Here is a 22371-nt window from a genome sequence, read left to right as displayed (position 1 = left end):
CAAGGCACTTAATTAGGTCGGAGGCACAAAATGGAACCAGAAATTTTTGTCGATATACTCAGTGATGCTTTGTTTTTAGTCATTAAATTAGTATCGGCTATTGTGGTGCCAGGCTTGTTAGTTGGTCTTGTTGTTGCTGTTTTCCAAGCGGCAACCTCAATCAATGAGCAAACATTAAGCTTTTTACCACGCTTACTAATCACTATCAGTGCGCTTATTGTTGGTGGTCACTGGTTTACCCAAGAACTCATGGATTATTTTATTCGATTAGTGATGTCGATACCGGAGATTGCAGGCTAAATGGAATTTCCGTTTGCTGTCATCATTCAATGGCTCAGCGACTTTTTGCTGCCTTTGGTGCGTATTAGTTCCATGATTATGATCATGGCAGGGCTTGGCGCTAGGAATGTACCAACCCGTATTAAGCTAGGTTTAGCTGTGGTGGTCACCTTTGTTGCTGTGCCTATGCTGCCGCAAGCAACTTTTAATAATCTGTTCTCGTTTGAAATGGTTCTTGTGGTAATTCAGCAAATGCTGATTGGTGTGGCAATCGGGTTCGCATCAACCTTACTCCTTAATACCTTTGTTCTTGCCGGACAAATACTTGCGATGCAAACCGGTCTGGGTTTTGCATCCGTTGTTGACCCATCGAATGGCTTAAACGTGCCAGCAGTCGGCCAGTTTTATTTGATTCTGGCGACCTTACTGTTTTTTGTTTTTAATGGTCATTTAATGATGATCCAAATGGTCATTCATAGTTTTGAAGTGTTACCAATCGATGGTAATTGGTGGTCAGTTGATCACTACTGGGATATCGTTACGTGGGGTGGCTGGATGTTCACTACTGCTTTGGTACTTGCTTTAGCACCACTGACAGCCATGCTGGTAATTAACATGTCGTTTGGTGTAATGACCCGTGCAGCACCGCAGTTAAATATTTTTTCGATTGGTTTTCCGTTTACCTTAGTGGCAGGGCTCGTGATTATTTGGGCAACGCTAGGTAACTTTATGACTCAATTTGAGTTTCAGTGGTTAAAAATGGTTGAGTTAATGTGCAGCCTTGTTGGTTGTACACCTTAGGAGCACGCCATGGCTGAAGATTCTGGTCAAGAAAAAACCGAAGAACCCACAGGGAAGAAAATAGACGACGCCAAGAAAAAGGGTCAGGTTGCTCGCTCGAAAGAACTAGGTACCATGTTCGTGCTTATCTTCTCGGCAGTCTCGCTATTGCTGTATGGCCCTGAAATTGGCAAAGGTCTGTATAATGTGATGGGGCGTTTATTAAGCCTTAATCGCAATGAAACCTACGATACCACTAAGATGTTTTCAGTGTGGGGCATAGTCGCAGATGCGTTATTATTCCCCATGGCTATGTTTGTATTGATCATCGTGATAGCCGCTTTTATTGGTAATACGCTCTTAGGTGGCTATAACTTCAGCTGGCAAGCGGCAGCACCAAAAGCAAGTAAAATGTCGCCTGCAAAAGGCATTAAACGTATGCTCGGCCCGCAAGCAGGGGTAGAGCTGGTTAAGTCAATTTTAAAATTTGTAGTGGTCGCCGGTTTTGCGGTGTTCTTAATTAATACCTTTTTTGATGAAATTCTGCATTTAAGTATTGAAAGCGCGCCGGGTAATTTTATTCATGCTCTCGAAATCTTATCTTGGATGTTCTTAGGTTTGACTTGTACTTTGATACTCATTGCTGCGATTGATGCTCCTTATCAAAGCCATAAGCACCACAAACAGCTAAAAATGACCCTACAAGAGGTGAAAGACGAATATAAAAACTCTGAGGGTGATCCGCAAATAAAAGCCCGTATCCGTCGTACACAGCGTGAAATGTCGCAAAGACGGATGATGCAAGATGTACCCGATGCTGATGTTATCGTAACCAACCCGACGCACTACTCCGTCGCACTTAAGTACGACACAGCAAAGGCCGGTGCACCAATTGTAATTGCCAAAGGTATCGATGAGCTTGCCATGCAAATTCGTAAAGTAGGAAAGGGAAATGATGTCCCCATTGTTGAATCGCCAATGCTTACACGTGCCCTTTATCACACCACCGATGTCGGCCATCAAATACCCGATCAGTTATTCACTGCTGTTGCGCAAGTTCTGGCTTATGTTTTCCAGTTAAAGCGCTTCCAAAAAGGGCGCGGTAAACGCCCTGTAGCACTCAATAAAAAGCTCCCAATACCCGATGCTTATAAATATTAGTAAGTAGCTATATAACTTGGAATAGTTATTGCAAATTCCGTGTAGTGTCAATTTTTTGAAATTGTTGAATTATGGAATTTAAAGCGGTATTACAACAACTTAACAGAGATAAAAAAGAATATGCGAAGGGTATCGGCACGCCATTAATGGTACTTGCTGCGCTGGGCATGGTGATTTTACCCCTGCCACCGTTTCTTTTAGATATTCTTTTTTCGTTTAATATCGCGTTAGCACTGGTGGTGTTGCTGGTCACGGTTTACACCATGAAACCCCTTGAATTTGGTATGTTCCCCGCGGTACTACTGATTGCAACTATCATGCGCTTAGCGCTGAATGTCGCGAGTACCCGTGTAGTATTACTCGAAGGTCATAATGGTGGGGATGCAGCCGGTAAAGTTATCGAGGCCTTTGGCTCGGTTGTTATCGGCGGTAACTATGCTGTTGGCTTAGTGGTCTTCCTGATTTTAATCATTATTAACTTTGTGGTTATCACCAAAGGTGCTGGCCGTATTTCTGAAGTATCAGCTCGCTTTACTCTTGATGCAATGCCAGGTAAACAAATGGCGATTGACGCTGACTTAAACGCTGGTTTTATCAGTGCAGAGCAAGCCCGTGAACGCCGTGAAGAAGTGACCCGCGAAGCCGATTTCTATGGTTCAATGGATGGTGCGAGTAAGTTCGTAAAAGGCGATGCAATAGCGGGTATCGTTATTCTAGTGATTAACATCGTTGGTGGTTTATTTGTTGGTATGATCCAACATGATTTATCGTTCAGCCGTGCGATGGAAGTGTATACCTTACTAACCATTGGTGATGGTCTTGTTGCACAGCTACCTTCACTGTTACTGTCTATCGGTACTGCAATCGTTGTTACCCGTCAAAATGAATCGCACAATATGGGCGATCAAGTTAAGAACCAGTTAGGTAACGAAAAGTCTCTTTATATCGCATCAGGTATTTTGATCATCATGGGTCTAGTACCAGGTATGCCGCATATCGCATTTTTAAGCTTAGGTGCATTACTGGGTTACCTTGCTTATTTCACACAACAACAAAAAGCCAAAGCAGAAGCAGAAAAAGCAGAGCAAGAAGCAAATGGTGGTGCACCAGGTACAGGTGTTGCTAATAAACAAGAGCAAAAAGAACTTGGCTGGGATGACGTACAGCAAGTTGATGTTATTGGTTTAGAAGTAGGTTATCGCTTAATTCCACTTGTTGACCAATCTCAAGGTGGGGAACTGTTAAATCGTATCAAAGGTGTGCGTAAGAAACTGTCTCAGGAGCTTGGCTTCTTGGTACCTCCTGTGCACATTCGCGATAACTTAGAACTTGATCCGAATGCTTACAGAATCACTATGATGGGTGTTTCAAGCGGTGAGGGTGAGTTGAAACATGGTGATGAGTTAGCAATCAACCCAGGCCAAGTATTTGGTCCAATCAAAGGGGTTGCAACAAAAGATCCTGCATTTGGTCTAGATGCGGTATGGATCAAACCTGATCAAAAAGATGAAGCACAGTCACTTGGCTATACCGTGGTTGATTCAGCGACTGTGGTTGCAACCCATATTAGTCAGTTACTCACTAATAGCGCAGCTTTACTACTGGGTCATGAAGAAGTTCAAAACTTATTAGATATGTTAGCGAAGAGCCATCCTCGACTTGTTGAAGGTCTGGTTCCTGACGTATTACCACTTACTACCGTTGTTAAAGTGCTACAAAACTTACTCAATGAAGGGGTAGCAATTCGCGATATGCGTTCAATTGTTCAAACCCTTGTTGAGTATGGCCCGCGTAGCCAAGACCCTGATGTACTAACGGCTGCAGTGCGAATTTCACTGCGCAGACTTATCGTCCAAGACGCTGTTGGTATGTCTTCTGAGATCCCTGTCATAACCTTGGCGCCTGAGTTGGAACAGATGTTGCATCAGTCACTTCAGAATGCAGGTGACGAAGGTGCCGGAATAGAGCCAGGCCTTGCAGAGCGACTTCAACAATCATTGAATGAAGCGCATCAAAACCAAGAAATGGCCGGTGAACCTTCGATACTGTTAACGTCAGGAATGTTACGTACTGTGTTATCTCGCTTCGTTAAGTACACCATCCCAGGTTTAAGGGTGATGTCTTACCAAGAGGTACCAGACGAAAGACAGATTAAGATTGTCAGCTCAGTAGGCCAACAATAGGATAGTAAAGGGGTTGAACCATGAAAATTAAACGTTTTTTTGCTAAAGATATGCGCACAGCACTGAAAGAAGTGAAAGATGAACTAGGTGTTGATGCGGTTATTATGTCGAACAAAAAGCTTGCTAACGGTGTTGAAATCGTTGCAGCAGTAGACTATGACAAAGCAGCCCCGAAAGCCGAAGCAGCACCTGTGGTGCAAGCAAAACCTGCACCGCAGCATAACTTTGTTAAGCCAGAGCCAATGCGTGCCAAGCCTGAGCCGCAAGCTAAAGTTGCTGACAGCCTACAAGCGTTACTTGAGCGTCAAGCCCCACGCCCTCGTTCGCCAGAGCTTGCATCAATGTTTAGCCAATCTGGTATCGATACCAGTGAACACTATCAGCCTAAAGCACCTATCTATCAGCAACAACAACCTGAGTATGCACACGCTCCTCGTTTTCAACAACAAGCAGCGCCTCGTGTGCAAACTCAAGCACATAGCTTAGGTTTTGATGACGACTTAGATTCTGGTTTTGATGATTTAGATTCACCAGCAGAGCACAAAAGCGCTGCGCCAGCTAATCAATCAGAAATGACGACCATGCGCGAAGAATTGAACGCAATCCGTCAATTACTTGAACACCAAGTTTCTGGCTTAATGCAACAAGACATGGCCCGTCGCGATCCAACTCGTGCGTGTATGATTGACCGTTTAGCAGGTATGGGCATTGAGCGTGATGTAGCAGAGCAAATGGCGTGTTTCATTCCTGACGATGTATCTCGCCAACAAGCATGGCAAGCATTACTGCAAATGGTTGAAAACCAAATGCATACAACGAATAACGAAATATTGCGTCAAGGCGGTGTATTTGCGTTAGTGGGTCCAACAGGCGTTGGTAAAACTACCACAGTTGCAAAACTAGCTGCATTAGGTGCGAAAAAATATGGCGCCGATAAAGTGGCGTTGATCACTACTGATACTTACAGAATTGGTGCCTACGAACAATTGGCGACTTATGGTCGTATTATTGGCTGTGGCGTAAAGCAAGTAAAAGATGCGAATGAATTAGCAGAAGTGTTATACCATTTACGTAATAAGCGTCTAGTATTAATAGACACAGCGGGTATGAGCCAACGCGACTTACGTTTAACTGAGCAATTAAACACCCTAATGCGTAATCAGCGTGTTGATATTCGTAGTTATTTAGTATTAAGTGCAACAGCACAGATTAATGTCTTGCAAGAAACCGTAAGACACTTTAAAAAGGTTCACCTAAGTGGCTGTATCTTCACTAAATTGGATGAATCTTTAAGTTTAGGTGAGATTATTAGCATAGCGATTCAAAATCGTCTGCCAATAGGGTATCTTACTAACGGTCAGCGCGTTCCAGAGGATATTCGCGTAGCGAATGCTGAAAAACTAGTGAAAAAAGCTGAACAATTGTATTTAAAACGAGCAAAAGCACAACATTCAAGACGTCAAGCAGTAGCGTCGAACACAGTAGGGATGTATGATTAACACAGTATTAGATCAAGCAAGCGGCCTGCGCAAAATGAATCAAAATAATAATAGTGGCGTTAAAGTTATCGCTGTTACTGGCGGTAAAGGTGGTGTGGGTAAAACCAACGTTTCACTCAATACCGCAATCGCATTAGGTCAGCTAGGTAATCGTGTATTAGTATTAGATGCCGATTTAGGTCTGGCAAACTGTGACGTAATGCTTGGCCTTCGTGTTGAACGTAACTTATCTCATGTTTTATCAGGCGAGTGTGAGCTTGATGAAATTCTCGTTGAAGGCCCTGCAGGCATCAAAATTGTACCAGCAACGTCTGGCTCACAAAGCATGGTGGAATTAACGCCTTCAGAGCATGCAGGCCTTATTCGCGCTTTTAGCGAGTTAAACACTGAGTTTGATATTTTAATTGTCGATACCGCCGCGGGTATTTCTGACATGGTATTAAGCTTTTCTCGTGCAGCCCAAGATGTTGTTGTGGTTGTATGTGATGAACCTACCTCAATTACCGATGCTTACGCACTTATTAAAGTCCTGAGCCGTGAGCATGGCGTATACAAATTTAAAATTGTTGCCAATATGGTGCGCAGTATGCGTGAAGGGCAAGAATTATTTGCTAAACTTTCAAAAGTAACGGATCGTTTTTTAGATGTTTCAATGGAGTTAGTAGCAACCATTCCTTATGACGAGAACATGCGTAAATCAACGCGTCGTCAAAAAGTGATTGTTGAATTATTCCCGAACTCACCGGCAGCGTTGGCGTTTAAAACATTAGCAACAAAAGCAGTTAAGTGGCCGATCCCTAATCAACCGTCTGGCCATTTAGAATTTTTTATTGAAAAACTAGTAAACGGCTAACTATGACAACATCGGTGAATAAAGCGATGGGATATCAATCAGCACAGAATCTGAATGCGATTGTTGAAAAACATGCCTCTTTAGTTAAAAAAGTGGCGTGCCATCTAATTGCTCGTTTACCTGCCAGTGTGCAACTCGATGATTTAATTCAATCAGGTATGATTGGCCTGATTGAAGCGTCAAAAAACTTTGATGCAAGCAAAGGTGCAAGCTTCGAAACTTTCGCAGGTATTCGTATTCGTGGTGCGATGTTAGACGAAATTCGTAGAGGTGATTGGGCTCCTCGCTCAGTTCACCGCAATGCCCGCCTTGTGGCTGAAACCATATCTGAATTAGAAAGTACGTTAAATCGTGAGCCCAAAGACACTGAAGTCGCTGAAAAACTTGATATTACGCTAGATGAGTACCATCATATTCTACATGATGTAAATTCGAGTAAAGTATTAGGTATTGAAGATTTAGGTGTAGATGAAGACGTCATCACACCAGTAGGTCAGGATTTAGGACTAGACAAACCGTTTAATAACGTTAAAAATGAGCGGTTTAACCAGTCTCTATTAACGGCTATCCAATCGTTACCAGAAAGAGATGCTCTCGTTTTGTCTTTGTACTACAACGACGAAATGAACTTAAAAGAAATAGGACACATACTCGATGTTAGCGAGTCGCGTGTGAGTCAAATACATGGTCAGGCGATGATTAAGCTCAAAGCAAAAATCAATGACTGGATTAATTAGTAGTAAGTAAATAAAGGTTCAAACCTCACCGGAGGATGTTTTGGATAAAAACATGAAAATTCTTGTTGTTGATGATTTTTCTACAATGAGACGTATCATTAAAAATCTATTAAGGGATTTAGGTTTTACCAATGTGCAGGAAGCTGACGACGGTTCAACAGCATTGCCAATGCTACAAAATCAAGAATTTGATTTTGTTGTAACAGATTGGAACATGCCTGGTATGCAAGGTATTGATTTGTTACGTGCAATTCGTGCTGATGATAGCCTTAAGCATATTCCTGTTTTAATGGTGACAGCTGAAGCGAAAAAAGAACAAATTGTTGCTGCTGCTCAAGCAGGTGTTAATGGCTACATCGTTAAACCATTCACTGCTGCGACACTTAAAACCAAATTGGAAAAAGTGTTCGAACGTTTAGGTTAATCTAAGGGGAGAGGCTTATGTCAGCACTTGCTGCGCCTCAAATAAGTTTAGAGCAAGCTCGTCAACTTGTTGAGTATCTTGAAAATGGTGAACAAGAAAAAGCGGATAAGCTGATTCTTGACGCTGCATCAAAAGAACAATCAGAGTTGTTTGCTGAAGTCGGTAAATTAACGCGTCAGCTTCACGAAGCGTTAAAAAACTTTGACTTAGATACTCGTCTCACTGATTTAACTACCGACGCGATCCCAGACGCTAAGCAGCGCTTAAATTATGTTATGGAAATGACAGAAAGCGCCGCCAATAAAACCATGGATGCGGTTGAAGCAAGTTTACCAATAGCTCAACAACTTGCTGATGAAATCGCAACAATAAAACCTACGTGGGATCGTTTAATGAGCCGAGAAATTGAACTCGGTGAATTTAAATCGTTATGTCATAGCTTAGATAAGTTCATGAATAACTCGCACACCAAAACCGACGAACTACAAGGTTTGATGACTAATGTGTTGATGGCGCAGGACTATCAAGACTTAACGGGGCAGGTTATCCGCCGAGTCATCGAATTAGTGCGAGAAGTAGAAGACAGTTTAATTAATCTCTTAACTGTATTTGGCAGTCAAGAAGATGGTCATCAACAACAAGAAAAACAGGCCATAGAAAAAGCACCTGCGACCAGTGATACACTAGCAGGTCCTGAAGGGCCGATTATTGATAGTGAGTCTCGCGATGATGTTGTCTCAGGACAAGATGAAGTCGATGACCTATTATCAAGTCTGGGCTTCTAAGAGGAGAGTAGCTGCATGAGCTTTGAAGTCGATGAAGATATATTACAGGATTTCCTTGTTGAAGCAGGGGAAATCTTAGAGCTTTTGTCAGAGCAATTAGTCGAGCTTGAAAATAACCCAGAAGACAAAGATCTTTTAAACGCCATTTTTAGAGGCTTTCACACTGTAAAAGGTGGTGCAGGCTTCTTGAGCATGACAGAGCTTGTTGATGCGTGTCATGGTGCAGAGAATGTTTTCGATTTATTACGTCAAGGTGTGCGTACAGTTACACCTGAGCTGATGGATGTAATCCTACAGGCCCTCGACACTATCAATGAAATGTTCGCTACGATTCAAAATCGCGAACAACCAGAGCCCGCAGATCAAGCCCTATTAGATGTTCTTCATAAATTAAGTCAGCCACCTACAGCAGAAGAGCTCGCTGGTGAAGATATTTCTGTAGCAGCAGAGGTTGCAGTAGCACCTGAAGAGCCCGTTATTGAAGAGCCAGTTGTCGATACGCCTGACGTTACAGCTGATATCGCGACAGATAATATTGATGAAGATGACCCATTTGCTTTCGACATGTTGTTTGATGGCGGTGGTCTTGCAGATAGCAAGCCTGAGTCACAGAACATTGACGAAATCACCGAAGATGAATTTGAAAGCCTACTTGATGAGCTTCATGGCAAGGGGCAAGGTCCTGCTTCAACCACGCCAGATGTAATTAGTAGCGACAGTGACGACATCACTGATGATGAATTTGACAGCTTATTAGATGAGTTACACGGCGTTGGCAATTTCGGTGAAGTAAAACAAGATAAAGTTGCTCAGCCAGAACCTGTTAAAGCTGCTGAACCTGTTGCACCAACACCTGCTGCAGAAGCAACAAGTAGTGGTTCAGACGATGAAATTAGCGATGACGAGTTCGAAGCCTTACTTGACGAATTACATGGTAAAGGCAGTGCACCACAGTCTTTAGAAACGGCTGCGCCAGAAAAAGCCCCAGAAACGCCTAAAGTGGAGCCTGCAAAACCTGCTCAACCAGCAGCTTCAAAACCTGCGGCTCAGCCTGCACCAGCAGCAAGTAAACCAGCGCCAGCGCCAGCTCCAGCAAAAGCACCGGAAAAAGCTCCCGTTGCTGCAGCAGCGCCAAAGAAAGCGCCACCACCACAGGCTGAAACAACCGTACGTGTTGATACAAAACGCCTTGATGAAATCATGAATATGGTGGGTGAGTTAGTATTAGTTCGTAACCGTTTGGTAAGCCTTGCTAATAACAGCAACAGCGAGTCAATGGGTAAAGCTATTTCTAATCTAGATGTGGTGACAGCTGACTTGCAAGGTGCGGTTATGAAAACCCGCATGCAGCCAATCAAGAAAGTCTTTGGTCGTTTTCCACGCGTTGTTCGTGACTTAGCGCGTAGCTTAAGAAAAGACATCAACTTACAACTAGTTGGTGAAGAAACCGATTTAGATAAAAACTTAGTAGAAGCCCTGGCCGATCCTTTAGTGCACTTAGTGCGTAACTCGGTTGACCATGGTATTGAAATGCCTGATGTGCGTGAAGCAGCAGGCAAGCCGCGTACAGGTACTGTAACCCTGTCGGCTTCGCAAGAAGGTGACCACATCCTGCTTACTATCCGCGATGATGGTGCGGGTATGGATGCAGAGAAACTGAAGAAAATTGCGATCACCAAAGGTGTTATCGACCATGACCAAGCAAGCCGTTTATCAGATACAGAAGCATATAATCTAATTTTTGCGCCAGGTTTCTCAACGAAAGAAGAAATCTCTGATATTTCAGGCCGTGGCGTGGGTATGGATGTAGTGAAAACTAAAATCACCCAATTAAACGGCTCAGTTAATATTCAGTCTGAATTAGGTGTAGGGACTGCACTTGAAATCAAGGTGCCGTTGACGCTTGCGATTCTACCAACCTTAATGGTTATTGTTGGTGAGCAAACATTTGCTTTACCACTTGCTGGTGTAAGCGAAATCTTCCATCTTGATTTAACGAAAACAAACGTAGTGGATGGTCAGCTGACAATTATTGTACGTGAAAAAGCGATACCGCTTTTCTACTTACAACATTGGTTAGTAAAAGGAGCCAACCGCCAAGAGCGCAAAGCAGAAGGTCACGTGGTTATTGTTCAAATAGGCACTAAACAAGTGGGCTTTGTGGTTGACTCGTTAATTGGTCAAGAAGAGGTGGTGATTAAACCTCTTGATGCATTATTGCAAGGCACACCGGGTATGGCTGGTGCAACCATCACGTCTGATGGGGGTATCGCACTTATTTTAGACGTCCCTAGCATGCTGAAGCACTACGTTGGCTAATAATAAATAGTAAAGTGCAGCGTTCAAGCTGCACTTTCAATGAAATAAAACAAGAGAGTGCCAATGGCAGTCAAAGTATTAGTTGTTGATGATTCAAGCTTTTTTCGCCGCAGAGTGAGCGAAATTTTAGAGCAAGACAGCAATATTCAGGTAATTGGTTTTGCCGTAAATGGTCGTGAAGCGGTAGATAAAGCCCGTGAATTAAGACCTGATGTAATTACTATGGATGTTGAAATGCCAGTTCTTGATGGCATTAGTGCCGTGAAAGAAATAATGGCAGCAACACCGACTCCTATCTTAATGTTTTCATCACTCACCCGTGATGGCGCAACAGCAACCCTAGATGCACTGGATGCTGGGGCGTTAGATTTTTTACCGAAAAAATTCGAAGATATTGCCCGCAATAATGAAGATGCAATTGCGCTTTTACAAAATAAAGTAAAAGAAATTGGTCGTCGTCGACTTTCTCGCTTTACGCGTCCAGCGCCAGTGACCAGAACAACACCGACATCTGCGCCAACTCGTAGCACAACGACCAGCAGCGGTATTGTTCAGCCTGATCGTAGCTTTAGTCGTACTGCGACAGCGCCTGCTAGTTCATCTGCTGGATCGTCTTCATCAGTGAGTAGTATGCGTGCCTCTGGTAAAAAATATCAGTTGGTTGCGATTGGTACTTCAACTGGTGGGCCTGTGGCACTGCAAACAATTTTGACTCAGTTGCCAGCTAACTTCCCACACCCTATTTTGCTGATTCAGCATATGCCAGCGGCGTTTACGCCAGCCTTTGCTGCAAGGCTTAATGGCTTATGCAAAATCAATGTGAAAGAAGCGCAAAATGGTGACCGTTTAGTGCCAGGGACAGCTTATTTAGCACCTGGTGGTCAACAAATGCTGATTGAAGGGCGCGGCGGCTCTCGCACATTACGTGTGTTTGAAGATGACAGCCCGCGTATTACCTACAAACCTAGCGTCGATGTCACCTTTGCGAGTGCCGCAAAAACCTTTGCCGGTGATGTACTGGCGGTAGTCTTAACTGGTATGGGCGCAGATGGCCGTGATGGTGCACGCATGCTCAATCAAGTGGGTGCAACCATTTGGGCGCAAGATGAAAAAACCAGTGTGGTGTACGGTATGCCACAAGCTGTTGCAAACGCAGGATTAGCGAGCGAAAGCCTCGCACTCAATGATGTTGCAGCTCGCCTAATACGTGAGACTGGTTGTGGATAAGCTCTCGTTTCTTGGCTTAATCGTTGCCTTAGGCGCCATTGCTTTTGGTTATGCACTTGAGGGCGGTGTTGTCAGTGCATTATTCAATGGTCCGGCGCTGATCATTGTTTTAGGTGGGACACTCGGGGCTGTGATGCTGCAGACTCCTGGTAGTGTCTTTACCAAAACGCTTAAGATCAGTCATTGGGTGTTCTTTCCACCGTATCATGATATTGAAGCTGCTATAGAGCAAGTGAAGCGTTGGTCACACAAGGCACGTCAAGAAGGTTACTTAGCACTAGAATCTGAAGCATTATCTCATTCAGACCCGTATGCGGCAAAAGGCTTAAGTCTACTTGTTGATGGGATTGATGAACAAAAACTCAGAGATACCCTTGAGATTGATTTAATGCTAGAACGCGAACGCTTACTCGAGGTAAGTCGTGTTTATGAAGCAATGGGCGGCTATAGTCCAACAATTGGTATTTTAGGTGCGGTGCTCGGTTTGATTCAGGCTATGCAGTTTATAACGGATCCTGAAAAACTGGGTGCGGGTGTAGCAACTGCTTTTATCGCCACCATTTATGGTGTTGGTTTAGCCAACTTACTCTTTTTGCCAATGGCGAATAAGCTTAAGCAGCAAATTGAACAAAAAATGCTGTATCATGAATTACTTGCTGAAGGCATTATTGCTATCTCGCAAGGTGAGAGCCCACTAAATATCGAACTAAAACTTGAGGCGTATCGTGTAGAACGTCCAAGCTTAGTTGACGAGTAATTTAACATGATGCGCCGTCGCTTGCGTCATAACACGTCAAAAAACCAACACACCGAACGCTGGCTAGTTTCTTATGCCGATTACATGACCATCATGTTTGCTTTTTTTGTGGTCATGTATGCAATCGCAATTAGTAAGAATGAAGACTTTCAAATTCTCTCAGACTCTCTTGAACAGGTGTTTGAAAAGTCTGCTCGTCAGCAACAGCAGGTGGGCACAGGCGTTAACGGCATGGGCATATTAACTGACAGAGTCAGCACCGAGAACGATATTTTGTACGGTGAGAGCATTCGTAAAGAAGAGCAAGGGCCTGAGTTACTTGATGGGCAAAGCGAAACCAGTAATATTGAGAAAAAGCATCTTGGCAAGCCCCTCGACAGCTTACTCACGAAATTGCAGTCTGCACTGATTGATGAAATTCGTGATGGTGAAGCGAGTTTAGAGTTACATCAAGACTGGCTTATCATTGAACTAAGCTCTGGGATGCTGTTTTCATCGGGCAGTGCTGTTGCGCAGCAACGAGCCAAGCAAGTCGTTGGCTTAGTAAAAGATATAATTGCCCCTGTTGATAATTACATTCGCGTGCGTGGTTATACCGATAATGAAGGTATTCGCAATGAGATGTTTCGTTCTAACTGGGAGTTATCGGTAGCGCGGGCTACATCGGTACTCGTCGAACTTGAAAGTTTGGGTATCAATCCAGCGCGTATGGCCATTGAAGGTTACGGACAATACTCACCATTTGTGAGTAATGATACCGAGCAAGGACGTGCTGAAAACCGTAAAGTGGTGGTTGCCTTGTCAAAGTATGGTCTACCACCTAAAGCGCCAGAAAGCTCAGAGCAAGAGCCACAAAATCAAGCACAAGATACAACTGAAATTGAGTTGCCAAGCAATGATAACACCATTAAAGTGATTCAATTACCACATGGTGGTATTAGGATTACCACGCGCAATGAACAATAATAAGGTGTGATGTGAAAGTTTGGACCGTAGCGAATCAAAAAGGTGGGGTAGGGAAAACCACCACAGCTGTTAGCCTTGCTGGCATTCTCGCTTTACAAGGGAAGCGCGTGTTACTTATTGACACCGACCCGCATGCATCACTCACTTATTACTTTGGTATTGATTCTGAAGATCTTGAAGTCAGTGTGTACGATATATTTGCACGCGGTAACAGTATGGCAAGTGAAGAAGTTTTACAGGCTTTATGCCCATCAACACTTGAAAATCTTGATATTTTACCTGCGACTATGGCTATCGCGACGCTTGATAGAAGCATGGGCAATAAAAATGGCATGGGCTTAATACTGAAAAAAGCACTCGCCAAAATTAGCGACCATTATGATTTCGCGATTATAGATTGCCCACCTGTTTTGGGCGTTTTGATGGTCAATGCACTCGCTGCAAGCGAACGAATTTTAGTGCCAGTACAAACTGAGTTTTTGGCTTTAAAAGGGCTTGATCGTATGATGCGCACCATGGAGCTGATGCAAACATCACAAGCCAAACAGTATCAATATACGATTATTCCAACAATGTACGACAAGCGCACTAAAGCATCACTTGAAGCTTATAAGACTCTGAAGGATAATTACAAAGACAAAGTATGGTCAGGTGTCGTGCCTGTCGATACAAAATTTAGAGATGCTAGTTTAGCACAACAAGTGCCGATTCAATATTGCCCGCGTTCGCGTGGGGTATTTGCCTATCGCGCACTGCTTGATTACTTAGTTGCACAAGGTTAGAGATGAGTAAGCATTTATTTGCCAATGAAAAAGTGATGACCCAATATTTGGGCGCTTTGTTGTGTGAAGATGAGCCTACAGACCAAAACCTTGAGCCTGTCGCAAAGCTGTTAGAGCAGGTTAAAGAGCCAGAAACAAAGACAGAAGAAAAGCTGACGGAAATTCTGCCTACCTCAGAACCTGTTTTACCAACCCCAGAACCGACTAAAGAGCTTGAGAAAACCGAGAACCAAGCTAATATCAAAGATATAGTTGAAGAACCTAAAGCAGAACTGGTTGCAAAAACATCGTCTGATCGCCAAGAAGACTATTTTGATGGTGAATTTCAGGCATTGTTCTTCGAAGTAGCGGGGTTAACGCTCGCCGTGCCGTTAAAAGCATTAGGGGGAATTCATCAACTGGCAGAGGTTAACCAATTATTTGGTAAGCCTAAATGGTTTAAAGGCGTGATGCTTAACCGTGAAGAAAAACTGAATGTTGTTGATACTGCACGTTGGGTTATGCCAGAAAAATATGATGAAAAATTAGAACAATCATTAAATTATCAGTATTTAATCACCTTAGGTGACAGTCAATGGGGATTGTTGGCTGAAAAGCTCGTCAATAATATTACGCTTCGAAAAGAAGATGTAAAATGGCGAACTAAATCAGGTAAGCGGCCTTGGCTTGCAGGTGTCATCAAAGAGAAAATGTGCGCCTTGATTGACGTTGAAAATTTATATCAATTGCTAGAGCAGGGCTTAGACAGCCGTGAGCAGTAACTATTTTTACGGAGTAATAGCATGAGTGGAGAAAGACTACTGTCAGCTAATAAAAATGCTGATAGCAACGATGAAGTGTTACAGTGGGTAACCTTTAAACTTGAAGAAGAAACGTACGGCATTAATGTAATGCAAGTACAAGAAGTACTTCGCTATACTGAAATTGCTCCTGTACCAGGTGCACCGTCTTATGTGTTAGGTATCATTAACTTACGTGGTAACGTTGTGACGGTAATCGACACGCGTGCACGTTTTGGTTTAATGGGTGCAGAAGTCACTGATAACTCACGTATCGTGATCATTGAAGCTGAAAAGCAAGTGATCGGTATTTTGGTCGACAGTGTGGCTGAAGTGGTTTACCTACGTAGCTCTGAAATTGATAGTGCGCCAAATATCGGCACAGAAGAAAGTGCTAAGTTTATCCAAGGCGTATCTAACCGTGATGGTGAGCTATTGATCTTGGTTGATCTTAATAAATTACTAAATGACGATGAGTGGGACGAGCTGAGCGCACTATAAGCGTTTGGAAATTATATGCTGTTATACTCTTTGTTTGGTGCCTCAATCTTACTTGTATTAGTGTGTTTGGGGCTTATTTTTGTCAATAACAATAAACAAGCGGCGGCAATTCAGGCCAAGCAAAAACAGCTGCAAGAAGCTCAACAGCAATTGAGTATTCTTCGTAGCGAAGTGGCTGAAATGCGTGCCGGCATGCTAAGTATTGGCAAACGTGTTGTCGCTGTTGAAGAAAAAAGTAAAGAGCTTGAACAGCTGCAAGATGCACAGAAATATGATGACCCGAATGCGAAAATTTATTCACGAGCGGTTAAAATGGTTGAGCTAGGTGCTGATTTAGAAGAAATAATTCGTGAATGCGAATTACCCAGAGCCGAAGCTGAATTACTCATGTCACTTCATAAACAAAAAGGCGCCCAATAAGGCGCTTTTTTATTTGAGTGCATCTGAGAACTAGGCTTGAATGTTGAGCTTACCTTGAAAATCGTGCCAACCCGGTGGAAATTTACCCCGCAATACGTACGAAAAAGCAATTAACTCGGCAATAACATAGTAAAGCTCTTTCGGTATTTCTTCACCTAACTCTAGATGAGACAGAGTTTGGGCTAAATCAGCATCTTGGTGTATCAGAATACCTTTTTGCTCGGCGAGCTTGATAATTTCTTCCGCCAATTCACCAAAGCCTTTACTGGTCACTTTTGGCGAGCTGCCAGCTTCGTAGAGTAGGCCTATCGCAGATTTATGCATCGCGTGTTCACTCATAAAAATTACACCTTAATGTTGATAATCGCATGCGATTTATAAAAAGCCTGATGGTTTGACACACCTTGCTGCAGGTTTAGTTCTCCCACATTTAAGCCATGGCTTGCAAGCTTATGACGTAACGTTTCTAAGTGCGGATGAGCAAGTGCGGTTACTTCTTGCGAAGAAGCAAGTAACTGACAATCAACCGCTTTATCCATCACCTCTGCGGTAATTTGTAACTTGCCAAGCTGTGCATAATCAAAGTTTAACCGCACAAACCAAACATTTTTTGCTTCGAGTTTATTTTTACTTGGCTTTTTATACTGTCCTAAGCTGATTTCTGTTTGCCCTGTTTCAGGAGGTAACTTCATCGGCAAGAAAAACTGCGCCAAAGCACTGTTATCTTGTTGCTGATTGATGGGCGTTGTCTGCACTTGGGTCAGAGTCTGTTTGAGTTGAGATACTTCAGCGGCCATTGCTTGCATCGTTGGCTGTTGCAATTGCTCGAGTAACTTACTGCCGTTAACGGCTTTAAAATTGGGCACTAACACTTGCAGTAATGCATCAAGGCCTGTTTGATTATTGAAGCTAATACTCGTTGGCGCTTGATTGATAATGGGTGCCGCCAGTGAAGCCACCGCTAATTGCTCTAAACCTTGGCTAAAGCTCGCTTGCTGAATCTGGCTGGGTAATGCGGTTGGTCTGAGAATACTTAAAAGCTCTCGCTCAATTGTTGTCGGGTGCATGTTTTGACTAGAGATCATGCGATTAAACGCTTGATTCACGAGTCGATTTAAATCTACCGAAGACGACGAGTTTTGCTCACTCAGGGCTACAAGTTTTTCTGTTAATTGCACTGGCAGTGGCGTACTTACTAACGGCTTACTTTCCGGAAGTGGTAATAACTTAGCAATCAATGCGGCTTCAATGGGCCTTATCGGCAATAAGGGTTGAGCTAAGTTTGGCTCTTTCGCTGCTAAAAAGGGGGCATGCAATTGAGTTTGCTGCTGAGCAACTTTTTCCAACCCTTGAGCTTGTTCACTAATTGCTTGAGTCGCTAATGCGGTTTGTTTTATTGGCTCATTAGGTCCTGCTACAAGGTTTTTAGCCACAGTTTTTATAACTTGCTCAGCGTGTTGCTGCAAAGGTGCTGATGACCCTTTTATCTCAGGTTTTACATTTTGCGTCAGCGAATTGGGTGCAGGGCTTAATGGCGCCTGTTTAGTTTGAGTGGCCGGCTCACTGGCATTGTTGAGTACCGAATTAACAAAGTTACTTTTAACTTGGGCGAGTTGCTCTGAGACTGGTTTGTCAGGTTTTATGGCAGTAACAGCGCCGTTAACCGCTTTGTTGTCTGCAGGTGTTTGTTGCAAAGCCGTATCAGTTTTCAAAGCAGAATTCTGCGCGCTGACAAGCGGCTCTAAACTGACTTTTATGCGTTGCAATAATTGTATTAAAGGCGGCGCATTATTATAGCTTACAGGTAAACTCACTTGCTTTGCTGACTGAGTGGTTGTTAATGGTGAGTCTGCTTGTTTAGTTGTGGGTAATGGTCCATTCGCTGTAAATGAATCACTGGCTTTTGGGGATATGTGAGGCGCTGCTTGTTGCAGTATGCTTTGCTGAACAGCGGCAAACTTTACTATATTGATCTTATTAGCATTAAAGCCAAGTTGGCTAATCGTATTTTTGCTCTCAATCAGCTGGTTTGTTGGCTGGTTAAACGCTGCTTTTGTGGCGGCAGGGAGCTTTTCAAAATAGCGCACGGCATCGCTGATACGCGTTTTTAAATCAGCAAAACTATCTTTTAGCCAAGAGCTGATTGGAGTGTGTGAGCTACTCGATGGCGCAAGCAACGTACTCTTAGGTTCAATTGCTTGGCTTTTTAACGCTTGAATGAATGTCTCTGACAGCGAGTTCTTCAACAACACTTGCTGAACTGGCATTTTATTTACTAGTTCTAACGTTTCTTTAACTGAGTGAGGGGTTACTTTTAGTGCGTGTGGATGAAATTGCCACTGCGCTTGAATTTGCTTAGCTTGCTTTGGTGAAATAGTTGATAGCGGCAATGTTAATTCGTTGCTTTGCTTGCTAGCAACGCTCAGCTGCACTTGTTGCCCAGCTAATTTTAAGTTCATTTCGGGGGTTAGCTTTGCCACCAACTCAGCCACTTTTTGTTGACTAACCGTCTGTTGATGAAGTGAATCTCCAAAGCGGTTAATAATGTTTAAGTTAAAGCTGCTTTGTTGGTTGGTCGCTGGGAGCAAAATAGCTTTAAGTGGCGCTTCGGCTTTTAAAAGTGCAACAAGGCTATTGTTAAGGGCAAACTCAGCCTTTAATGCGGGTAGTTGTAACAAGGCCTTACTATCTGCAATTTGAGCAGGATAGGGCGCGGTAGTATGTGCATTTCCTTGGGTTAGTAAGTTAAGAAGCGCGTGTAGTTGCTGGCTTTTACCTAGTGTTAGTGTGACAGGAAGCGGTGTGATACTCAGTTGTTTACCATCACTACTTAATTGAATGTTCGCCGCTAAAAAACGCTCAGTTTTTAAATTTTCTTGTTCTGTTGATAAGCGTAAGGTTTGCCATGAATCATTGATCAGCACATCCATTTGTACACTGTGCTTACCAATCACAATATTACGGGCAGTCACGTTCTGATCAGCCAGCATTTTTAAGGCATCATTGGATGAATGCTGTGATGCGCTGCTTATCGCTTTTGGATCAAGGTTAAGCTGAGTGCTGAGAGTCAACTGGCTTTGTTTATTCATTATTTTAGATCAAATATAAGTTAATCGTTTTAAAGCAATATTCGTATTACCCTATCATTATGGTAGACTAACGCCTAATTTTGGGTATAGAGAATCGTCATCTTGTTACACATTAAGGCCGTCACCTGCATCAAGCAAGATCGTTGTTTGTTTGCGGATCTTAATTTCAGCTTGAAATCGGGACAAATTATGCAATTAGCTGGTCCGAATGGGGCTGGTAAAACATCATTATTGCGTATTATCGCGGGTTTCGCTATGGCGGATGAAGGCGATGTATTTTTCCAAGAGCGCTCTATTTCAAAATACTATGATGAATATGCCCAAGAGCTGCTGTTCATTGGCCATAAAACGGGTGTAAATACACAGCTTACCGCCCTAGAAAATGTTGCATTTTGGCTGAAAATTAATGGCTACGACAACAAGCAAGACTTGTATCCAATCTTAGCAAAAATAGGCTTGGTGGGCCTTGAAGATGTGCCTGTTCGTATGCTGTCTGCTGGGCAACAGCGCCGTGTCGCTTTAGTAAGACTGTGGTTAAATAGCGCCAAACTATGGATCCTTGATGAGCCATTTACTGCCCTTGATAAAAGCGGTGTTGCATTTTTACAAGAACGTTTTGTCGAGCACTTAAATGCAGGTGGGGCGATTCTTTTGACCACCCATCAAGATTTAACAACACAATTTAGTGATCTAAAAACAGTGACTTTGGAGTATCGCCACTGATGGTAAAACAGCATTCGTATTGGCAATTATTCTCTGCGGTTTTTTCTAAAGATCTTAAATTAGCGTTTCGTCAGCGTGCTGAAATCGTTAACCCTATCCTGTTTTTTCTTATTGTTATTACACTTTTTCCGTTAGCAATTGGCCCTGAGCCCGGTCTACTTGCTCGTATGGCGCCAGGCATTATTTGGGTCGTCGCGTTACTGTCAACCATGTTAGGCCTTGATAAGCTATTTCGCGATGACTATCACGACGGAACATTAGAGCAATTAATCGCGTCGTCATATCCATTACCGTTGACAGTGCTTGCAAAAGTGGCTGCTCATTGGGTGATCACGGGGCTGCCATTAGTACTGATGACGCCGGTATTTGCTTTGTTATTGAATTTAGAAAGTTCAGCGCTGTTAGCAACCGTTCTAACATTATTGTTGGGTACGCCATTGCTTAGCTTCATTGGCGCAATTGGCGCTGGACTGACTGTGGGACTGCAAAAAGGCGGTATTTTGATGAGTTTGCTTGTTTTGCCTTTGTATATCCCTGTACTAATTTTTGCAACCTCGGCTATTGATACCAGCTCTATGGAGCTTGCCTATAGCGGACAGCTTGCAATCCTTGGTGCCATGCTAATCGTAGCGATTATAGCGGCGCCAATTGCCATATCGTCAGCATTGAAAGTGAGTGTAAGTTAATATGTGGAAGTGGTTACATCCCTACGCAAAAGCAGATCGTGCTTACCAATTGTGTAACACCTTACTGCCTTATTTCGCCGTCGTTACGGTGGTTTGTATGATTGTTGGATGGGTCTGGGGGCTTGCTTATGCTCCAGCCGATTACCAACAAAAAGACAGCTACCGAATTATTTTTATCCATGTGCCTTCAGCTATTTTATCTATGGGCGCTTACTCTTCTATGGCGATTGCAGCAGTGATCGCACTAGTATGGCAATTACGTAATGCAGAACTTGCTGTGATTGCAATTGCACCCGTTGGGGCATGTGTGACAGCGATAGCATTAATCACCGGTGCAGCATGGGGTAAACCTATGTGGGGCGCATGGTGGGTATGGGATGCACGCCTTACTTCTGAGCTTATTCTGTTATTTTTGTATTTAGGCGTTTTATCGCTTTATCATGCTTTTGAAGATAAAAAAGCAGCGGGTCGCGCGACGTGTATTTTAGCCATTGTTGGGGTTATCAACTTACCGATTATTCACTTCTCGGTAGAGTGGTGGAATACCTTGCACCAAGGTGCAACTATTACAAAATTTGATACTAAAGCCATTGATCCAAGTATGTTTTGGCCATTAATGGTGAACATTGTTGCGTTTGCAGGTTTTGTTGGTGTGGTGACCTTAATTCGCCTTAAAAACGAAATTTTACAACGTGAAAAGCACCGCCCGTGGGTGCGTGATATGCTTGAGCGAGGTTAATCATGCAGTTTGATTCTTTTGCAGATTTTATTGCCATGGGTGGCTATGGCTTTTATGTTTGGTTGTCTTTTGGCAGCTGTGCATTAATTTTACTCGGTATTTTATTTAGTTCGTTAAACGATACAAAACGTATTTTCTCTTCAGTAAAGCAGCAAGCACTACGTGAAGAGCGCATTAAGAAAGCGAAGCAAGAGGCAGGGCAATGAATCCAAGACGTAAAAAACGTTTATTAGCTGTTGTAGCCATTATTTTTGGTGTGGGTGCAACCATTGGTTTAGTGCTGTACGCACTGCAAGAAAATATTAATTTGTTCTATACCCCAAGCGAACTTGTTGAGGGTAAAGGCCCGAACAAAGAAAAACCGCATGTCGGTCAAAAGCTCCGCATTGGTGGTATGGTTGTACCTGGCTCAGTTGTACGTGACGAAGCAAGCTTAAAAGTGAGCTTCAAATTGATCGATAAAGGCCCTATGGTGACAATTAATTATCAAGGGATATTGCCGGACTTATTCCGTGAAGGCCAAGGGATTGTGGCACAGGGCGTGTTAGTAAAAGCCAATGAAATTGATGCCTTTGAAGTGCTTGCAAAGCATGATGAAGAATACATGCCAGCAGAGGTTGCTGAAGCTGTGAAGGGTATCAAACACGAGAAACCGACGTATAACTTAGATAGCGGCAATTAA

24 protein-coding genes are annotated in these 22371 nt (G+C 43.2%); 22 read left to right on the top strand and 2 right to left on the bottom strand.

Annotated features, from left to right (window positions below):
• Positions 1–30: 30 nt before the first annotated feature.
• The 17 genes from fliQ to P4S60_RS12010 all read left to right on the top strand — a co-directional run bounded on the left by fliQ (position 31) and on the right by P4S60_RS12010 (position 16452).
• Positions 31–300 (top strand): flagellar biosynthesis protein FliQ, encoded by a 270-nt coding sequence (fliQ, locus tag P4S60_RS12090; protein ID WP_063706606.1) that lies wholly within the window; start codon positions 31–33, stop codon positions 298–300.
• Positions 301–1080 (top strand): flagellar biosynthetic protein FliR, encoded by a 780-nt coding sequence (gene fliR / locus P4S60_RS12085; RefSeq protein ID WP_063706607.1) that lies wholly within the window; start codon positions 301–303, stop codon positions 1078–1080.
• A 9-nt stretch (positions 1081–1089) separates the two neighbouring features.
• Positions 1090–2220 (top strand): flagellar biosynthesis protein FlhB, encoded by a 1131-nt coding sequence (gene flhB / locus P4S60_RS12080; protein ID WP_337116106.1) that lies wholly within the window; start codon positions 1090–1092, stop codon positions 2218–2220.
• 71 nt (positions 2221–2291) lie between these two features.
• A complete protein-coding gene (flhA, locus tag P4S60_RS12075; protein ID WP_063706611.1) occupies positions 2292–4403 on the top strand; it encodes a flagellar biosynthesis protein FlhA in 2112 nt (703 codons plus the stop codon).
• Positions 4404–4423: 20 nt separating this feature from the next.
• Positions 4424–5902, top strand: a complete 1479-nt coding sequence (flhF, locus tag P4S60_RS12070; RefSeq protein ID WP_337116105.1) for a flagellar biosynthesis protein FlhF — start codon at positions 4424–4426, stop codon at positions 5900–5902.
• Complete coding sequence (locus P4S60_RS12065) at positions 5895–6755, top strand: MinD/ParA family ATP-binding protein (protein WP_337116104.1); 861 nt, start codon at positions 5895–5897, stop codon at positions 6753–6755. Before flhF ends, P4S60_RS12065 begins: the two co-directional genes overlap by 8 nt.
• Before the next feature lie 26 nt (positions 6756–6781).
• Positions 6782–7492, top strand: a complete 711-nt coding sequence (locus P4S60_RS12060) for an RNA polymerase sigma factor FliA (RefSeq protein WP_054562345.1) — start codon at positions 6782–6784, stop codon at positions 7490–7492.
• 40 nt (positions 7493–7532) lie between these two features.
• Complete coding sequence (gene cheY, locus P4S60_RS12055; RefSeq protein WP_016708035.1) at positions 7533–7916, top strand: chemotaxis response regulator CheY; 384 nt, start codon at positions 7533–7535, stop codon at positions 7914–7916.
• A 17-nt stretch (positions 7917–7933) separates the two neighbouring features.
• On the top strand, positions 7934–8701 hold the full coding sequence (locus P4S60_RS12050) for a protein phosphatase CheZ (protein ID WP_337116103.1): 768 nt from the start codon (positions 7934–7936) through the stop codon (positions 8699–8701).
• A gap of 15 nt (positions 8702–8716) precedes the next feature.
• A complete protein-coding gene (locus tag P4S60_RS12045) occupies positions 8717–11020 on the top strand; it encodes a chemotaxis protein CheA (protein ID WP_337116102.1) in 2304 nt (767 codons plus the stop codon).
• A gap of 63 nt (positions 11021–11083) precedes the next feature.
• On the top strand, positions 11084–12247 hold the full coding sequence (locus tag P4S60_RS12040) for a protein-glutamate methylesterase/protein-glutamine glutaminase (RefSeq protein WP_337116101.1): 1164 nt from the start codon (positions 11084–11086) through the stop codon (positions 12245–12247).
• On the top strand, positions 12240–13004 hold the full coding sequence (locus P4S60_RS12035) for a flagellar motor protein (protein ID WP_063706620.1): 765 nt from the start codon (positions 12240–12242) through the stop codon (positions 13002–13004). The genes P4S60_RS12040 and P4S60_RS12035 overlap by 8 nt, the downstream gene beginning before the upstream one ends.
• Positions 13005–13010: 6 nt before the next feature.
• Complete coding sequence (locus P4S60_RS12030) at positions 13011–13970, top strand: flagellar motor protein MotB (RefSeq protein ID WP_337116100.1); 960 nt, start codon at positions 13011–13013, stop codon at positions 13968–13970.
• Between the two features lie 11 nt (positions 13971–13981).
• On the top strand, positions 13982–14752 hold the full coding sequence (locus P4S60_RS12025; protein ID WP_337116099.1) for a ParA family protein: 771 nt from the start codon (positions 13982–13984) through the stop codon (positions 14750–14752).
• A 2-nt stretch (positions 14753–14754) separates the two neighbouring features.
• The gene (locus tag P4S60_RS12020; RefSeq protein ID WP_337116098.1) at positions 14755–15513 is read left to right on the top strand and encodes a chemotaxis protein CheW; all 759 of its coding nucleotides are present in this window, start codon (positions 14755–14757) and stop codon (positions 15511–15513) included.
• A gap of 21 nt (positions 15514–15534) precedes the next feature.
• Positions 15535–16032 carry a chemotaxis protein CheW gene (locus P4S60_RS12015; RefSeq protein ID WP_063706628.1) on the top strand — a complete coding sequence of 166 codons (498 nt, stop codon included), beginning with the start codon at positions 15535–15537 and terminating at the stop codon, positions 16030–16032.
• 15 nt (positions 16033–16047) lie between these two features.
• The gene (locus tag P4S60_RS12010) at positions 16048–16452 is read left to right on the top strand and encodes a DUF2802 domain-containing protein (protein WP_055020709.1); all 405 of its coding nucleotides are present in this window, start codon (positions 16048–16050) and stop codon (positions 16450–16452) included.
• Positions 16453–16482: 30 nt separating this feature from the next.
• On the opposite strand, the gene P4S60_RS12005 is transcribed toward P4S60_RS12010, so the two are convergent.
• Both P4S60_RS12005 and fliK read right to left on the bottom strand, forming a co-directional pair.
• Positions 16483–16791, bottom strand: coding sequence for an EscU/YscU/HrcU family type III secretion system export apparatus switch protein (locus P4S60_RS12005; RefSeq protein WP_063706630.1), 309 nt, complete (start codon positions 16789–16791; stop codon positions 16483–16485).
• 5 nt (positions 16792–16796) lie between these two features.
• On the bottom strand, positions 16797–19541 hold the full coding sequence (gene fliK / locus P4S60_RS12000) for a flagellar hook-length control protein FliK (protein ID WP_337116097.1): 2745 nt from the start codon (positions 19539–19541) through the stop codon (positions 16797–16799).
• A 102-nt stretch (positions 19542–19643) separates the two neighbouring features.
• Here fliK and ccmA point away from each other — a divergent pair, with 102 nt between their 5' ends.
• From ccmA to ccmE, 5 genes are read left to right on the top strand one after another with little or no spacing between them, the layout of a single operon-like run.
• Complete coding sequence (ccmA, locus tag P4S60_RS11995; RefSeq protein WP_337116096.1) at positions 19644–20264, top strand: cytochrome c biogenesis heme-transporting ATPase CcmA; 621 nt, start codon at positions 19644–19646, stop codon at positions 20262–20264.
• Complete coding sequence (gene ccmB, locus P4S60_RS11990) at positions 20264–20950, top strand: heme exporter protein CcmB (protein WP_337116095.1); 687 nt, start codon at positions 20264–20266, stop codon at positions 20948–20950. Before ccmA ends, ccmB begins: the two co-directional genes overlap by 1 nt.
• A gap of 1 nt (position 20951) precedes the next feature.
• Complete coding sequence (locus P4S60_RS11985; protein WP_337116094.1) at positions 20952–21689, top strand: heme ABC transporter permease; 738 nt, start codon at positions 20952–20954, stop codon at positions 21687–21689.
• 2 nt (positions 21690–21691) lie between these two features.
• Complete coding sequence (gene ccmD / locus P4S60_RS11980; protein ID WP_063706636.1) at positions 21692–21895, top strand: heme exporter protein CcmD; 204 nt, start codon at positions 21692–21694, stop codon at positions 21893–21895.
• Positions 21892–22371, top strand: coding sequence for a cytochrome c maturation protein CcmE (ccmE, locus tag P4S60_RS11975; protein WP_063706638.1), 480 nt, complete (start codon positions 21892–21894; stop codon positions 22369–22371). Before ccmD ends, ccmE begins: the two co-directional genes overlap by 4 nt.

The sequence above is a fragment of the Pseudoalteromonas sp. Hal040 genome, assembly GCF_037162425.1.
In the GTDB taxonomy this organism is placed as follows: Bacteria; Pseudomonadota; Gammaproteobacteria; order Enterobacterales; family Alteromonadaceae; genus Pseudoalteromonas; species Pseudoalteromonas gelatinilytica.
The sequence above is the reverse complement of the archived record's forward strand: the minus strand, read 5'-3'. Positions and strand labels throughout refer to the sequence as shown.

What these genes read in the sequence shown, in the direction of transcription:
- fliQ (WP_063706606.1), top strand. Translation starts at nt 31, where the DNA reads ATGGAACCAGAAATTTTTGTCGATATACTCAGTGATGCTTTGTTTTTA.
- fliR (WP_063706607.1), top strand. Translation starts at nt 301, where the DNA reads ATGGAATTTCCGTTTGCTGTCATCATTCAATGGCTCAGCGACTTTTTG.
- flhB (WP_337116106.1), top strand. Translation starts at nt 1,090, where the DNA reads ATGGCTGAAGATTCTGGTCAAGAAAAAACCGAAGAACCCACAGGGAAG.
- flhA (WP_063706611.1), top strand. Translation starts at nt 2,292, where the DNA reads ATGGAATTTAAAGCGGTATTACAACAACTTAACAGAGATAAAAAAGAA.
- flhF (WP_337116105.1), top strand. Translation starts at nt 4,424, where the DNA reads ATGAAAATTAAACGTTTTTTTGCTAAAGATATGCGCACAGCACTGAAA.
- P4S60_RS12065 (WP_337116104.1), top strand. Translation starts at nt 5,895, where the DNA reads ATGATTAACACAGTATTAGATCAAGCAAGCGGCCTGCGCAAAATGAAT.
- P4S60_RS12060 (WP_054562345.1), top strand. Translation starts at nt 6,782, where the DNA reads ATGGGATATCAATCAGCACAGAATCTGAATGCGATTGTTGAAAAACAT.
- P4S60_RS12050 (WP_337116103.1), top strand. Translation starts at nt 7,934, where the DNA reads ATGTCAGCACTTGCTGCGCCTCAAATAAGTTTAGAGCAAGCTCGTCAA.
- P4S60_RS12045 (WP_337116102.1), top strand. Translation starts at nt 8,717, where the DNA reads ATGAGCTTTGAAGTCGATGAAGATATATTACAGGATTTCCTTGTTGAA.
- P4S60_RS12040 (WP_337116101.1), top strand. Translation starts at nt 11,084, where the DNA reads ATGGCAGTCAAAGTATTAGTTGTTGATGATTCAAGCTTTTTTCGCCGC.
- P4S60_RS12030 (WP_337116100.1), top strand. Translation starts at nt 13,011, where the DNA reads ATGATGCGCCGTCGCTTGCGTCATAACACGTCAAAAAACCAACACACC.
- P4S60_RS12020 (WP_337116098.1), top strand. Translation starts at nt 14,755, where the DNA reads ATGAGTAAGCATTTATTTGCCAATGAAAAAGTGATGACCCAATATTTG.
- P4S60_RS12015 (WP_063706628.1), top strand. Translation starts at nt 15,535, where the DNA reads ATGAGTGGAGAAAGACTACTGTCAGCTAATAAAAATGCTGATAGCAAC.
- P4S60_RS12010 (WP_055020709.1), top strand. Translation starts at nt 16,048, where the DNA reads ATGCTGTTATACTCTTTGTTTGGTGCCTCAATCTTACTTGTATTAGTG.
- P4S60_RS12005 (WP_063706630.1), bottom strand. Translation starts at nt 16,791, where the DNA reads ATGAGTGAACACGCGATGCATAAATCTGCGATAGGCCTACTCTACGAA.
- fliK (WP_337116097.1), bottom strand. Translation starts at nt 19,541, where the DNA reads ATGAATAAACAAAGCCAGTTGACTCTCAGCACTCAGCTTAACCTTGAT.
- ccmB (WP_337116095.1), top strand. Translation starts at nt 20,264, where the DNA reads ATGGTAAAACAGCATTCGTATTGGCAATTATTCTCTGCGGTTTTTTCT.
- P4S60_RS11985 (WP_337116094.1), top strand. Translation starts at nt 20,952, where the DNA reads ATGTGGAAGTGGTTACATCCCTACGCAAAAGCAGATCGTGCTTACCAA.
- ccmD (WP_063706636.1), top strand. Translation starts at nt 21,692, where the DNA reads ATGCAGTTTGATTCTTTTGCAGATTTTATTGCCATGGGTGGCTATGGC.
- ccmE (WP_063706638.1), top strand. Translation starts at nt 21,892, where the DNA reads ATGAATCCAAGACGTAAAAAACGTTTATTAGCTGTTGTAGCCATTATT.